The sequence below is a fragment of the Sphingobacterium sp. 1.A.5 genome, from assembly GCF_002734235.1.
GTDB lineage: Bacteria > Bacteroidota > Bacteroidia > Sphingobacteriales > Sphingobacteriaceae > Sphingobacterium > Sphingobacterium daejeonense.
On sequence record NZ_PEBA01000045.1, the window covers coordinates 158,896 to 172,046 of the forward strand.

The following is a 13,151-nucleotide window of genomic DNA, read 5'->3' on the forward strand; positions in this document are numbered from 1 at the left end:
TTATTACAGGCTTAAAAAGATATTTGACAACCTAGAAATCACTATAATTTGTGTTTTCGTGGTTTTGGCTTTTATAATTGATTCCGTGATTTCAATAACTGTTTTTTTATTGCATTCGGTTATTGAAACATAAGAATTAGGGATTTCTTCATTCGTATTTGCAGCATACCAAATCCCTGAAACAGGATAATTTTTGGTAAAACTGAACTGATAATTCAGGGATACTAAAGTTAGAAGAGTTATTCCTAATCCTATTGTCAATTTGATGTTGCTGTTAATCTTCATTATTTTGATATTTAACTTTGAAATAATAGTAGAGGACCGCCCTTCGACTCCTAGTTTTGGCTTCGCTCAACTAACACAGGGACCGCACTTCGACTCCTGGTTTCGACTACGCTCAACCAACGCAGGGACCGATTACTACTGAATATCTCTATAAAGCAGTTGCAGTTTCCAGGATTACCTGTCCATCCAGCATACGGATTACTCTATCTGAGAATTTGGCATCATGCTCGGAGTGGGTAACCATTACGATGGTTGTGCCAGCTTCATTGAGTTCGGTCAGCAATTGCATAACTTCATTACCATTGCTTGAGTCCAAATTACCTGTAGGCTCATCGGCAAGGATCAATTTCGGATTGTTTACTACAGCACGTGCTACTGCTACACGCTGTTGCTGACCTCCGGAAAGCTGTTGCGGAAAGTGATTGCGGCGGTGCATGATCTGCACCTTTTCCAGGACCTCTTCGACGCGGCGTTTGCGTTCGGCAGCTGGCACATTGGTGTAGACCAATGGCAGTTCTACGTTCTCAAATACGGTTAGCTCATCGATTAGGTTAAAGCTTTGGAATACGAAGCCAATATTATGCTTGCGAAGATCTGAACGTTTGTTTTCTTTGAAATGTGCTACTTCTATGTTATTAAAAAGATAACTACCTTCATCCAAGTCGTCCAATAGACCGATGATATTCAGTAGTGTTGACTTTCCACATCCTGAAGGCCCCATAACAGCGACAAACTCGCCTTCCTTAACGTGGATATTTACATCGTTCAAGGCAACGGTCTCTACCTCTTCGGTACGGTAGAATTTTTGAAGATTGGTTATTTTTATCATGGTGTTTCTTTGTTTTAAATTAATGATTTCAGTTTATCATAATGGTTAGTTTTAAAAACCGCCATTTTCGTGTTCTCCAACAGCGGTTATTAGACTTCTACTCTATTTTTTGATGCTCAATTCCTGAATCTTATCGTATGTTTCATAGCTTGAAACTACGACCTTGTCTCCAGGTTGTAATCCATTTAGTACTTCATAATATTCTGGATTTTGCCTTCCCAACTGAATATCTGTTCGGTAGGCCACATTTCCACTCTTATCTAGTTTAAAGATCCAATTGCCTGCAGTTTGTTGGTAGAAACCTCCTTTTGCTAATAGGATAGCTTTTGTTTCATCACTCAATGCCAATCGAATTGTTAATGTCTGACCACGACGAATTCCTTGAGGAACTTCATTCAAAAATTCCATATCTACTTGGAATCTTCCGTCTTTCACTTGGGTATATACTTTCTTAATTTTTAACTCATAAACCTTGTTGCCAATAGTGAACTGACCTTTAAGGTCTGGGAAGATACGGTTGATATAATGTTCATCAATATCAGCACGCACTTTGAATCCTGTGAGTACGTCGATTTGACCTAGACGCTCTCCAGCTGTTTTATTCTGGCCTATTTCAGCATCAAAGGAGGTTAATTGACCATCTACAGGTGCTCTTAAAATCAAATCACCAACTTTTTGGCGCATCAATTCCAATGCATTTTGAGTACGTTTATAAGTTTCGCGGTCTTGGTTAAGTTTCTGACTATTTGAAATCTGATCTTGTTTTACGATTTGTTTAGTCAGACCTACACGTTCCTTTTGATAATTATAATCATTTAATGATTTCTCATATTCTTGAGATCCAATTGCTTTTTCAGCCAGTAGTTTCTTGTTCAGATTGTATACACGTTCAGCCTCCCTAAATGCAGACTCCACATCAGCCATTTGGTTTTTATTGCTGATTGTAGCTTGTTGGGCATTTGTTTGAGCAATTTGGTTTTGAGTTAAAAGGTTTAGGACCTGTGTCTCTTGTTGCACCAAAGTCAATTCCAAATCTGTGTTCGAAAGTCGCATTATTGGATCACCCTTATGTAGATGTGCTCCATCTTCAACAAATTTTTCTTCCACACGTCCTCCAACTGAAGCATCTAAGTATATACTGCTGATCGGTAATACGGTACCATTAATAGGAATGAATTCCTGAAAAGTATCTTCTTTAACCTCAAAAATCGAAATACGTTCAGCATCAACGTTCAGTTTACTGTTTCCGCTGGTGTAATAATAACTAGCTCCAATCAAGGCTACGATGCCTGTAATTCCGGCTACAGTTAGTATTCTTTTTGTATTCCACGTTTTTTGTTTAATCGGTCTGTCCATGTAATTCTATATGAAAATTTGATAAAAGCATATACAAGGTTGTGCCAAAGTTTTAATATGATGAATATCAGTGTTTTAGTTAACAATGAGGGTTTGGGACTGTTCGAAAGCGAACAGTAATTGTGCGGTGGTGGACAATTTGATTTTCTTTTGTTGGTGTTCATAAGTGAACACTTGAATGTTCGGCTTCGAACAGGTTGTAAGGTCTTTAATTGTTAATGTGTTGAGATTCAAAATTTTAATTATTTGGCACAGCCTATGGAATGCAGTATGAAATTTAGTTTTAAATGAAAAGAAATTTACTATTTGTAATCATATTTGTTTGTTGTTTAGTTAGCACGGCAAAAGGACAGGGAGATTCCTTGTCCTTAGCCGATTGCGTTAAACAGGCAATCCAAAACAACCCTACTTTGAGGCGAGATGAATTAGTCGTTGACCGATCTGACCTTGCGTATAAACAAGCGAAATACGACCGATTACCAACTTTGAATGCCAATATCAGTCATGATATCTCGCAGGGTAGGACCATCAATCCGACAACCAATCAATATATAGATCAGAACAATAGCTCAGGGCGTCAATCCCTGGGCTTAAATGTTCCGATCTTCAATGGTTTTTATATCATCCATAACATCCGAATGAAATCGAACGCTCTGGACGCAGGTAAATTGGAATATGAAGGTTATGTAAATGACTTGAAATTGGATGTCATTACAGCATATGTAAAAGTACTGACAGCAAAAGACATGTTGACTCAAACCGAAGGTCAGCTATCGGTGACTAAGGAACAACTGCACAGAAATGAAGTTTTAAATCGTGAGGGTGCAGCAAATCCTGGTGATTTATATGATATTAAAGGGCAATATAGCAGCGACCTGAATGCTGTAGAACTGACAAGACAAAGTTTGAACAATGCAAGGGTAGAGTTAGCTGGACTGATGAATGTGGATGTTCAAAGTTTGGGTGAGCTTGAACAGATTGATATACCTGCAGAAATATCTATAAAATCATCTGAAGAATTGTTTCAAGCATCTTTGACAGCATTGCCACAATTTAAAGCGATGGATTATAGGATCAAAGAGATGGAAGAGGGAATTAAGGTTGCCAAATCTAATTATTGGCCAAGTCTATCCTTGAGTGGAGGGATGAGTTCCAATTACAGTAAGGAAGGTGGGGCGATTTTTAATCAAATCAAAAACAATTTGAGCAAAGGTGTTGGCTTGACTTTGAGCATTCCAATCTTCAATCAATTCAAGAATCGCACTCAGGTTCGGTTAGCCGAAGTTAATTTAAATGAGGTTAATTTCACCAAAGATATTATGAGGAATGATTTGCGGATGAAAACTGCTCAAGCTGTTTTCGATTTAGATATCACACAGAAAAATGTGGTCAATCTGCGTGATCAGGAGCTAAGTTATGCAGAGTCATTTCGGATCGCTACGGTACATTTTGAGGCAGGAAACAGTAACTCTGTAATCTACTTAACTGCTAAGAATAAATTGGACGCTACCCGTAGTCAATTAATCATAAAGCAATACGAGTGGTTGATGCAAAAATATATGAATGATTATTATTCGGGATCTTTAGATTTATAGTTAACTTAGCTAACAATGAAGAAAGCAACCATTTTAGTTGTTGATGATGATCAAGACTTGTTAACCGCCACACGTATATTACTAAGACCTAATGTCAAAGAAGTAATCGTAGAACACAACCCAGAAAGGTTAATAAATATCCTGGAGAAAAATCCAGTTGATATTGTTATGCTTGATATGAACTATAAGAGTGCTATCAACACGGGGAATGAGGGGTTGTTTTGGCTTTCAAAAATTAAGGCACAATTTCCTAAAGTGAATGTTGTTATGATTACTGCATATGGAGCAGTAGACTTAGCTGTAAAATCGCTGAAACAAGGGGCTTCTGATTTTATTGTCAAACCATGGCAAAATGAGCAGCTCATCAATACGCTGACTGGAATTTATCAAGAAAGTAGACCAAATCAAAAAGAAAAAATCGCTGTAAATACGAGAGATCAGCATGGGATTATTGGGAATTCTCCTATTATGGAAGATTTACAATTTAAGCTGGACAAAGTTGCACCTACCGAAGCTAACATATTAATTTTAGGAGAAAATGGAACTGGTAAGGATTTAATAGCAAATGCGATCCATCAGCGGTCATTACGATCCAAGGAATCTTTTGTTAAAGTTGATGTAGGCTCTTTGACGGAGACGCTTTTTGAAAGTGAACTATTTGGGTATAAAAAAGGGGCTTTTACTGATGCAAGGGAGGATAGGAAGGGGAGATTTGAAAATGCAGATGCAGGAACCTTATTTTTGGACGAGATCGGAAATATTAGTTTGCAGCAACAAGCTAAGTTATTAAGTGTTTTGCAAAATAGAGCTGTAGTTCCTTTGGGATCAAGTCAGGCTATTCCCGTTGATATTCGTTTAATTTCTGCAACCAATGTTCCCTTGAAAGTATTGGCTGATGAAAGCCGGTTTAGAAAAGATTTGATCTATAGGATCAATACTTTAGAAATTCAAGTGCCACCATTGCGTGAAAGGGGAGAAGACATTCCATTATTGGCTGATCATTTCTTGAAATTCTACAGTGCTAAATATCATAAAAATATTGCTGGATTAGAATCTGATGCGGTTAATAAGCTGAAAGGATATCATTTTCCAGGGAATGTGCGCGAGTTGCAATATAGTATCGAGCGTGCCGTGATCATGTCTGATCAGCAAAGTATTCGTGCTGATGATATCTTATTTTCACCCATTGAACAACAAATGGAAGAAAAACCATTGATTGCAGATTTTTCTTCTCATAATTTGGAAGAAATGGAAAGAAAAGCAATTAAATCAGCTATTGATCGATATAATGGAAATATCAGTAAGGCTGCTAAAGAATTAGGGCTAACTCGTGCGGCATTGTACAGAAGACTAGAAAAATATAATCTCTAATCTATGACCAGGCTGGTTGTTACCGATTTCTTAAAAATGTTAATACTAATGGCTCTAGCTGTTGGGATTGCCTTTTTAGGTTTCAAAGGGTATTATCTATATGCTGGGCTAGCCTTTTTCTTTTTGATGATCTTTGCAAATCGATCTTTTTCAAAACATCGATTCTTAATCAAACAACTTATAGAATTTTCAGAAGCAGTAAAATATCGCGATTTTACTAGAAGATTTGTAGTCAAGAACCCTAAATCTCCAGAGGGACAACTTTATTCCGCATTTAATCTAATCAATGAGGTTTACAAAAACATTAGTATAGACCAAGCTTTACAGCATCAATACCTCAATAAGGTAATCAATATGTTGGATACTGCTATTATCTTTTACCATGCTGACTCGGGCAAAGTAATTTGGTTGAATGATGCATTCAAGGATTTATTTCAGGTGCCACATTTGGGCAATATATCTGGTATGATCAAGCGCCATCCAGAGCTGTATGAGAAAACGATGCAGCTACAGGTTGGGAAACATCAGATGGAAACGGCTCATTCTAGTAAAGGAAAAATCAAATTGTTGATGCAGAGTTCGGGTTTTGAGACTCAAGACGGCTCATTTCGCATTATTGTTTATCAAAACATCAACGAGGCCATTGATGAAACTGAAACACGAGCATGGCATAAGTTATTGCGTGTTTTGACACATGAGATTATGAATTCAATAGGGCCAATCAGCTCACTTGCTGAGACTTTGCATGATCGTTTAGAGCATTGGGAAGGCGAACAGGATGTTGAAGATCTTAAGTTGGGTATTTTCACTATCAAGCGTAGGAGCGAGGGTTTGTTGCAATTTGCCAAGAGCTACAGATTGATCAACAAAGTGGATCAGCCTCAATATTCCGAAATCTTGGTTGTTCAGCTTTTTGAAAATATTTATCAATTATTGGAACCTACTTTGATCCAAAAAAATATTGATGTTGATATTATTATCAAGAACACGCGATTGATTTTACGTGCGGATGTAAACTTGCTGGAACAGGTCATTATAAATTTGCTATTGAATGCTATCGAAGCTGTGAAGGAGGTCAATGAGCCTTATATCAGTCTTTCCGCTGTTGAAACCAAAGATCATATTCAATTGAAGATTCAGGACAATGGTTCAGGAATGTCGGCGGAAATACAGGAGCAGATTTTTACACCTTTTTTCACCACCAAGAAGACAGGAACAGGTGTTGGCCTTACATTGAGCAAACAAATCATGTTGATGCATGGCGGAAACATATCTGTAGATAGTAAAGAAGGCCAAGGCAGTACCTTTACGCTACAATTCTAATTCTATTTGTATTTTTGTGCCGCAATGCGGTATCTAATCTCTTATTTGTATCATTTTATCGTTTCCAACAGTAGGCATGGGACACATTCCCCATTTGTATATGACCTAGCTTCAAAAGTAATTTACAATGTCGGCTATAAAAGTTCGAATCATGTTGATTTTCCGGTAGGTTTTAATCCCAAATATCTCCCTCTATTGAAAAAAATACTTAGTTATTGGAAGGTTGAAAAATTAGGGGATGATATAAATAATAAAGATGTGAATGCTTATTGGATAAACCAGCCAAACATTGAAGTAGAGGAATTGTTGAAATTAGTGGATGAAGGTAAGATTTTAATAATTGATAAACCTTACAGCCTTAAGAATAAAAGTTTGTGGAATAAGTTGATTGATGATAGGAGAGTGATCGTATCGATCAATATGTTTCATTTTGGCATTGTACTGAAAAGGGAAGGACAACGGAAAGAGGATTTTCTATTGAGAAATTTGGGGTAGGGTAGGTTAGACAATAGACATAAGACAAAAGACATTAGACTTGGTGAAGTTTAAAAATTGTAAACTAATCACATTCTTTCTTATGAAAGGATAGAAATCAAAAACAGATATGGTAAGTATTATATAAGTTCTATTATCTGCTATTATCTACAAATGATCAAAGTCTATTGTCTAGTGTCTTATGTCTACTGTCTATTGTCTAATTTAAAACGCCTCACTAATACTTAAATAAAAGCCGGATTGTCTTTTTTCTCCGGGTCTTTGTTCACCGAAGGCATAATCAAAGCGGATACTACTATTATGTTCTAGGCTAAAGAAATAGCGGAGTCCTGCACCATAGGATGGGATCAAACGCATATCATGTTGTTTTGAGAATGTGCTACCTGTTCCTAGGAATGCGTTGATTCCGATTCTTGGATGGAAACGATATCTCAACTCTGCTTGGGCAGTCATGTAATTTTTGTCTTTATATCTGCCCAAATAGTATCCACGCATGGTCATGTCTCCTCCTAGTTCACGCATAACGTAGAAAGGTACGTTTTTACCATATGTTCCTCGAAAAAGGCCTTGGGCAGCGACTGTCAAATGCTTGGTAATCGGGTAGAAACCACGGATATCAAATTCTATTTGGTTTCCAACAAAATTGTCCTTGCCGAAGAAGTTGGGGGCGTAGCTGTATTTAGCTCTGCCGTAAAATCCATTGGTAGTATAAGTAGTATTGTTCCGGGTATCGTATAAAGCGGATACTCCTAAAGCCATATATTGACCCCCATCTTTGCCTAAGACTTCTGGGGATTCGAATATTCCGCCAGATTCGATGTCATTAAATTGGAAGTTCTCGTAATTAAGGTTAATCCCTGCATAGAAATTAGGAGCGAACCTTTTTTCTCCATCTAATTTTATGCGGTAAAGTTTTTGGTCGAGGTAATCTTCATCTGCTTTCCATGTATCGTTTCCTAGTCCATAGAAGTTGAATGGCCAGTCCCTGAATCGGAGTTCAGATATGATGTGATAGTCATTGTTTTTTGTCCAGATATCAGAAGTTAGTTTGATGTTCTTCTGTTTTTTAGTTGTTAGAGTTCCAATCAGTGTTACATTGGATGTTCTACTGTCTAGGTTTTCTTTATCTATATAGAAGTTATATGTACTTGCAATTCCGTATTCGAATCCAGTTTCTTGGGCATAACCTACGGCTGGTAGTACTACAAAACTTCCGGATCTGGAAGAGTCTTTTTCCGAGGAGACGAATTTTTTGATTAATTTTTTGATAAATCCGGGGTTTTCTTGAGCTGAAAGTTGGGATGAATTCAGTGATAACACGGATAATAAGATTAAAGATATTGTATATTTTTTCACAGCTGTTGCGTTAATCATGTGCAAATATAGGGTATCTGATGGATTGGAAAATGAAAATTATTTACTTGCATATCAATGATATGGTTTTCAGGAGTAAAAAAAATGACCAAATATTTTTGATATGTTCATGGAGTAGCTATCTTTGCATCATCAAAACGGGAAAATAAGTACTGTAGCGAGCTAGTTCTTTAAGTAGAAAAAAAATTAAAAATAAAACTTGCGAATATCGAATAAATATTAGATTTTTGCACTCGCTATCCAAAGATAGCCGTTCTTTAAAACAGCAAGTTTTATTAAATTAAATACGCCTCCTTAGCTCAGCTGGTAGAGCAACTGACTTGTAATCAGTAGGTCATTGGTTCGATTCCGATAGGAGGCTCAAAACAACGCAAGTTGTAGGTCTGGAGGGGTTCCAGAGCGGTCAAATGGGACGGACTGTAAATCCGTTGCTTCGGCTTCGAAGGTTCGAATCCTTCTCCCTCCACCAAAAAAGTTTGCACTCCACCTTGTTTATTGAGGTGATCTAGGGATGCAAACTCGCAAGCGGAAGTAGCTCAGTTGGTAGAGCGATAGCCTTCCAAGCTATAGGTCGCGAGTTCGAACCTCGTCTTCCGCTCAATTTATAAAACAAATCTAAGTCTCTGTCTTCTTAACAATTTAATTTATTGAAAGGGTAGAGGCTTATGTCTGTAAATAAGCTTTTTGTAAGCCGAAGTAGCTCAGGGGTAGAGCACTTCCTTGGTAAGGAAGAGGTCGTGGGTTCAAATCCCATCTTTGGCTCGAATACATAAGTTTTGTAACTTTGTAAGATTAATTAAAAGAAATATTTTATAATTACTAATTCGCATAAACATGGCAAAAGAGAAATTTGACCGTAGTAAACCGCACTTAAACATTGGTACTATCGGTCACGTTGACCACGGTAAAACAACTACAACAGCTGCTATCACTAAAGTTTTAGCTGATAAAGGTTTTTCAGAGGCTCGTTCATTTGATTCAATTGACTCTGCTCCTGAAGAGAAAGAACGTGGTATCACGATTAACACTGCACACGTAGAATACCAAACAGCTAACCGTCACTATGCACACGTTGACTGTCCAGGTCACGCCGATTACGTTAAGAACATGGTAACTGGTGCTGCGCAAATGGACGGTGCTATCATCGTTGTTGCTGCAACAGACGGTCCTATGCCTCAAACTCGCGAGCACATCCTATTAGCTCGTCAGGTAGGTGTTCCTGCGTTAGTAGTATTCTTGAATAAAGTTGACTTAGTTGATGACGCTGAATTATTAGACTTAGTTGAGATGGAAGTTCGTGAATTATTATCATTCTACGAATTCCCTGGAGACGATGTTCCAGTAATCAAAGGTTCTGCTTTAGGTGCATTAAACGGAGAGACTCAATGGGTTGATTCAATCATGGAATTAATGGACGCTGTAGATAACTACATTCCAATTCCTCCACGTTTGACAGATCTTCCTTTCTTGATGCCTATCGAGGACGTGTTCTCAATCACAGGTCGTGGTACAGTAGCTACAGGTCGTATCGAAAGAGGTGTAATCAACTCTGGAGATCCAGTTGAGATCTTAGGTATGGGTGCTGAGAACTTGAAATCTACAGTAACAGGTGTTGAGATGTTCCGTAAGATCTTAGATTACGGTGAGGCTGGAGATAACGTAGGTTTATTGTTACGTGGTATTGAGAAAACTGATATCCGTCGTGGTATGGTTATCTGTAAACCAGGTTCAGTAACTCCACACACAGACTTCAAAGCTGAGGTTTACGTATTGTCGAAAGCAGAAGGTGGTCGTCACACTCCTTTCTTCAACAAATACCGTCCTCAATTCTATTTCCGTACAACAGACGTAACTGGAGAGATTACTCTAGAAGAAGGTACTGAGATGGTTATGCCAGGTGATAACGTAACAATCACTGTTAAGTTGATCAACGCTATCGCAATGGAAAAAGGTCTACGTTTCGCTATCCGTGAGGGTGGTCGTACAGTAGGTGCTGGTCAGGTAACTGAAATCGTAAAATAATCTGAAAAGATTATCACAATAAAAAATAAGCTAATTGGCTCAGGCTGATTAGCTTATTTTTTCACTGAGAAATAACACGCGGTTTTCCGCAAATAATTTGAAATAATATTTGTTGTAATGCGGTCTAAAGCCTATATTTGCAACACAAAAAAAATCTACACGGGCATAGTTCAATGGTAGAATAGAGGTCTCCAAAACCTTTGATCTGGGTTCGAATCCTGGTGCCCGTGCTAATAAAAATAGAAACTTAAAAAATGGCAAAAGTACTTGACTTTATTAAGGACTCTTACACAGAGGTTACCGAAAAAGTGACTTGGCCTACTTGGGCTCAACTTCAAAGTCACGCTATTATTGTGCTTGTTGCATCTATTATTATTGCTTTGGTTATTTTCGTAATGGATAAAGCCTCAAGTAATGTAATGGAACTGCTGTACAATACAGCATCTTAATTTTCTAATCCAAAAGTATTATGGCAGATCAAAGTTTAAAGTGGTACGTCGTGCGTGCTGTGAGCGGGAAAGAAAAAAAGGTTAAACAATACCTTGAAGCTGAAATCAACCGCCTAGGCATTCAACATTTGGTAACCCAAGTATTGATTCCAATGGAGAAATACTACCAAATGCGCGATGGCAAGAAAGTTGCCAAAGAACGTAACTACTATCCAGGATATGTTTTGATCGAAGCGGCATTAGACGGTGAGATCGAACACGCAATCAAAAACGTAAACAGTGTAATCGGATTCTTAGGAGACAAAGCGGGTAACGCTATTCCTCTTCGTCCAGCTGAAGTTAACCGTATCTTAGGAAAAGTTGACGAAATGGCAGAACAAGGCGAATCAATCAGCGTGCCTTACTACGTTGGCGAAACTGTAAAAGTTAATGATGGTCCTTTCAATGGTTTTACAGGTGAAATCGAAGAAGTTCACGAAGACAAGAAGAAATTAACCGTAATGGTAAAAGTATTCGGTCGTAAAACTCCTCTTGAATTGAACTATATGCAAGTCGAAAAAGAATAACGATTGTTAGTCTTTAGACATTAGAAATTTTAAGCCCCTTCCTTTGGTTGGGGCTTTTTTTGTGGTATAGATATAAGACATAAGACATAAGACATTAGACATTAGATGTGAGATGTGAGATGTGAGATGTGAGATGTGAGAAATTGGAAAATTTAAGGGAATAGTTGCGAAACAAAGACGGATTGGTTCTAAAGAATGGGTTCCTAGAATTCTTTCCTTTTTATTATATTTAAGGTTTGATGACCTAAATTAATGATGTTGAACCCAGAAACCTTATCTGCTAATCTTTCTGCTTCTACAAAGATTCGTGTTCGCGCAATAGATATTATGCGTGGGCTGACTTTGTTTCTGATGCTTTTTGTCAATGATTTGTATACTTCAAATGTTCCAAAATGGTTGTTGCATACCGATGCTAATGTAGATGGCATGGGACTTTCAGATTGGGTTTTTCCGGGATTTCTTTTTATGGTAGGTATGGCAATACCGTACGCCGTGACTGCAAGAAAGAAAAAGGGGGATTCAGATGCACGTGTTTTTATCCATATTTTGGCCAGAACTATAAGTTTGCTCATTATAGGATTGTTGATTGTTAATTCCGGCAGTCTCAATCCTGAATTAACAGGTATGCCACGTTTATGGTGGATTGGTTTGGTCTATGTCTGTATTTTCTTGGTTTGGAACAATTACCCTAAGGATAAATACAAAAACATTTTTTTGATATTAAAGGTAATAGGAATAATAGGGTTGATTTATTTGTCAGCAATCTTCAGGGCAGGTTCCGTTGATACACCTGTCTGGTTTGAAAGAAGTTGGTGGGGAATTTTAGGTTTGATAGGTTGGGGTTATTTTGCAGGGAGTAGCGTTTATCTTTTAATAAAGGATAGGATATGGAGGTCTTTGTTGGCTGTCCTTTTATTCTTGTTCCTCAATATTGCATCCATGAATGGTTGGGTGCCAAATTTATTTCCTGGTCAAGATTGGATTAATGTACTATTGCAGGGGAATGTTCCAATGATTGTTATGTCGGGCATAACTGCCACTTTAATTGTTAGGAAGTTTTCAAGAGATTGGAAGAAATTGGCTATATATCTAACCCTTTTTGGTTTGATAAGTTTGGTTTTGGGATTGATTTTACATCAATGGTTTATCGTATCGAAGATTTTGGCCACTCCATCTTGGGGGATGTTATGCAATGGTATTAGTATACTTTTATTTGTATTGATTTATTATTTGATTGATGTAAGAGGATATTCTAAGTACAGTAAGCTTTTTGAACTGGCTGGACAGAATTCTTTAACTACATATCTTGCTCCAGACCTGATTTATTTTATGATCTGGGGTTCAGGGTTATCTATATTATTTTATAAACAGGACTATTCCATGTGGCTAGCCGTAATTGGCTCCTTAATTTGGGCATATGCTATGCTGTGGTTTGGTCTGCTTCTCAATCGTATTGGGATTAAACTTAAACTGTAATACTATTTAT

At 37.6% G+C, this 13,151-nt stretch carries 12 protein-coding genes and 5 tRNA genes; 13 read left to right on the forward strand and 4 right to left on the reverse strand.

All coding sequences use genetic code 11. The annotated features are described in order from the left end of the window. Positions 1 to 3: 3 nt before the first annotated feature. From CRT24_RS15055 to CRT24_RS15065, 3 genes are all read right to left on the reverse strand, one after another. The gene (locus CRT24_RS15055) at positions 4 to 285 is read right to left on the reverse strand and encodes a hypothetical protein (protein ID WP_099372037.1); all 282 of its coding nucleotides are present in this window, start codon (positions 283 to 285) and stop codon (positions 4 to 6) included. A 148-nt stretch (positions 286 to 433) separates the two neighbouring features. Beyond that, positions 434 to 1,114, reverse strand: coding sequence for an ABC transporter ATP-binding protein (locus tag CRT24_RS15060; RefSeq protein WP_099372038.1), 681 nt, complete (start codon positions 1,112 to 1,114; stop codon positions 434 to 436). Between the two features lie 102 nt (positions 1,115 to 1,216). Further along, positions 1,217 to 2,470, reverse strand: coding sequence for an efflux RND transporter periplasmic adaptor subunit (locus CRT24_RS15065; protein WP_099372039.1), 1,254 nt, complete (start codon positions 2,468 to 2,470; stop codon positions 1,217 to 1,219). A 287-nt stretch (positions 2,471 to 2,757) separates the two neighbouring features. On the opposite strand from CRT24_RS15065, the gene CRT24_RS15070 reads away from it, so the two are divergent. From CRT24_RS15070 to CRT24_RS15085, 4 genes are read left to right on the forward strand one after another with little or no spacing between them, the layout of a single operon-like run. Beyond that, a complete protein-coding gene (locus CRT24_RS15070; RefSeq protein WP_099372040.1) occupies positions 2,758 to 4,065 on the forward strand; it encodes a TolC family protein in 1,308 nt (435 codons plus the stop codon). Between the two features lie 15 nt (positions 4,066 to 4,080). Continuing rightward, positions 4,081 to 5,436 carry a sigma-54 dependent transcriptional regulator gene (locus CRT24_RS15075; RefSeq protein WP_099372041.1) on the forward strand — a complete coding sequence of 452 codons (1,356 nt, stop codon included), beginning with the start codon at positions 4,081 to 4,083 and terminating at the stop codon, positions 5,434 to 5,436. Between the two features lie 48 nt (positions 5,437 to 5,484). Then, positions 5,485 to 6,759, forward strand: a complete 1,275-nt coding sequence (locus CRT24_RS15080; RefSeq protein WP_180269148.1) for a PAS domain-containing sensor histidine kinase — start codon at positions 5,485 to 5,487, stop codon at positions 6,757 to 6,759. Positions 6,760 to 6,783: 24 nt separating this feature from the next. Then, a complete protein-coding gene (locus CRT24_RS15085) occupies positions 6,784 to 7,254 on the forward strand; it encodes a hypothetical protein (RefSeq protein WP_099372043.1) in 471 nt (156 codons plus the stop codon). 204 nt (positions 7,255 to 7,458) lie between these two features. Here the strand turns inward: CRT24_RS15085 and CRT24_RS15090 are convergent, their stop codons facing one another. Continuing rightward, positions 7,459 to 8,610 (reverse strand): outer membrane protein assembly factor, encoded by a 1,152-nt coding sequence (locus CRT24_RS15090; protein WP_257214059.1) that lies wholly within the window; start codon positions 8,608 to 8,610, stop codon positions 7,459 to 7,461. A gap of 306 nt (positions 8,611 to 8,916) precedes the next feature. On the opposite strand from CRT24_RS15090, the gene CRT24_RS15095 reads away from it, so the two are divergent. The 9 genes from CRT24_RS15095 to CRT24_RS15135 all read left to right on the forward strand — a co-directional run bounded on the left by CRT24_RS15095 (position 8,917) and on the right by CRT24_RS15135 (position 13,141). Beyond that, positions 8,917 to 8,989 (forward strand) — tRNA-Thr (locus tag CRT24_RS15095). Positions 8,990 to 9,013: 24 nt separating this feature from the next. Further along, a tRNA-Tyr gene (locus CRT24_RS15100) sits at positions 9,014 to 9,097 on the forward strand. Between the two features lie 56 nt (positions 9,098 to 9,153). After that, positions 9,154 to 9,226, forward strand: a tRNA-Gly gene (locus CRT24_RS15105). 92 nt (positions 9,227 to 9,318) lie between these two features. After that, positions 9,319 to 9,390 (forward strand) — tRNA-Thr (locus CRT24_RS15110). A 72-nt stretch (positions 9,391 to 9,462) separates the two neighbouring features. Beyond that, entirely contained in the window at positions 9,463 to 10,650 is a 1,188-nt protein-coding gene (gene tuf, locus CRT24_RS15115) for an elongation factor Tu (RefSeq protein WP_099372045.1), read from the forward strand. 159 nt (positions 10,651 to 10,809) lie between these two features. Next, positions 10,810 to 10,880 (forward strand) — tRNA-Trp (locus tag CRT24_RS15120). Positions 10,881 to 10,904: 24 nt separating this feature from the next. Beyond that, positions 10,905 to 11,099, forward strand: a complete 195-nt coding sequence (gene secE, locus CRT24_RS15125; protein ID WP_099372046.1) for a preprotein translocase subunit SecE — start codon at positions 10,905 to 10,907, stop codon at positions 11,097 to 11,099. Positions 11,100 to 11,119: 20 nt separating this feature from the next. Next, on the forward strand, positions 11,120 to 11,665 hold the full coding sequence (gene nusG, locus CRT24_RS15130; protein WP_093098554.1) for a transcription termination/antitermination protein NusG: 546 nt from the start codon (positions 11,120 to 11,122) through the stop codon (positions 11,663 to 11,665). Between the two features lie 252 nt (positions 11,666 to 11,917). Next, positions 11,918 to 13,141 (forward strand): DUF5009 domain-containing protein, encoded by a 1,224-nt coding sequence (locus tag CRT24_RS15135; protein WP_257214060.1) that lies wholly within the window; start codon positions 11,918 to 11,920, stop codon positions 13,139 to 13,141. Positions 13,142 to 13,151 lie beyond the last annotated feature (10 nt).

Excerpts from the sequence above, each read along its gene's own strand:
- CRT24_RS15070 (WP_099372040.1), top strand. The coding sequence starts at position 2,758 with ATGAAAAGAAATTTACTATTTGTAATCATATTTGTTTGTTGTTTAGTT.
- CRT24_RS15055 (WP_099372037.1), bottom strand. The coding sequence starts at position 285 with ATGAAGATTAACAGCAACATCAAATTGACAATAGGATTAGGAATAACT.
- secE (WP_099372046.1), top strand. The coding sequence starts at position 10,905 with ATGGCAAAAGTACTTGACTTTATTAAGGACTCTTACACAGAGGTTACC.
- CRT24_RS15085 (WP_099372043.1), top strand. The coding sequence starts at position 6,784 with ATGCGGTATCTAATCTCTTATTTGTATCATTTTATCGTTTCCAACAGT.
- tuf (WP_099372045.1), top strand. The coding sequence starts at position 9,463 with ATGGCAAAAGAGAAATTTGACCGTAGTAAACCGCACTTAAACATTGGT.
- CRT24_RS15135 (WP_257214060.1), top strand. The coding sequence starts at position 11,918 with ATGATGTTGAACCCAGAAACCTTATCTGCTAATCTTTCTGCTTCTACA.
- nusG (WP_093098554.1), top strand. The coding sequence starts at position 11,120 with ATGGCAGATCAAAGTTTAAAGTGGTACGTCGTGCGTGCTGTGAGCGGG.
- CRT24_RS15075 (WP_099372041.1), top strand. The coding sequence starts at position 4,081 with ATGAAGAAAGCAACCATTTTAGTTGTTGATGATGATCAAGACTTGTTA.
- CRT24_RS15065 (WP_099372039.1), bottom strand. The coding sequence starts at position 2,470 with ATGGACAGACCGATTAAACAAAAAACGTGGAATACAAAAAGAATACTA.
- CRT24_RS15080 (WP_180269148.1), top strand. The coding sequence starts at position 5,485 with ATGGCTCTAGCTGTTGGGATTGCCTTTTTAGGTTTCAAAGGGTATTAT.
- CRT24_RS15060 (WP_099372038.1), bottom strand. The coding sequence starts at position 1,114 with ATGATAAAAATAACCAATCTTCAAAAATTCTACCGTACCGAAGAGGTA.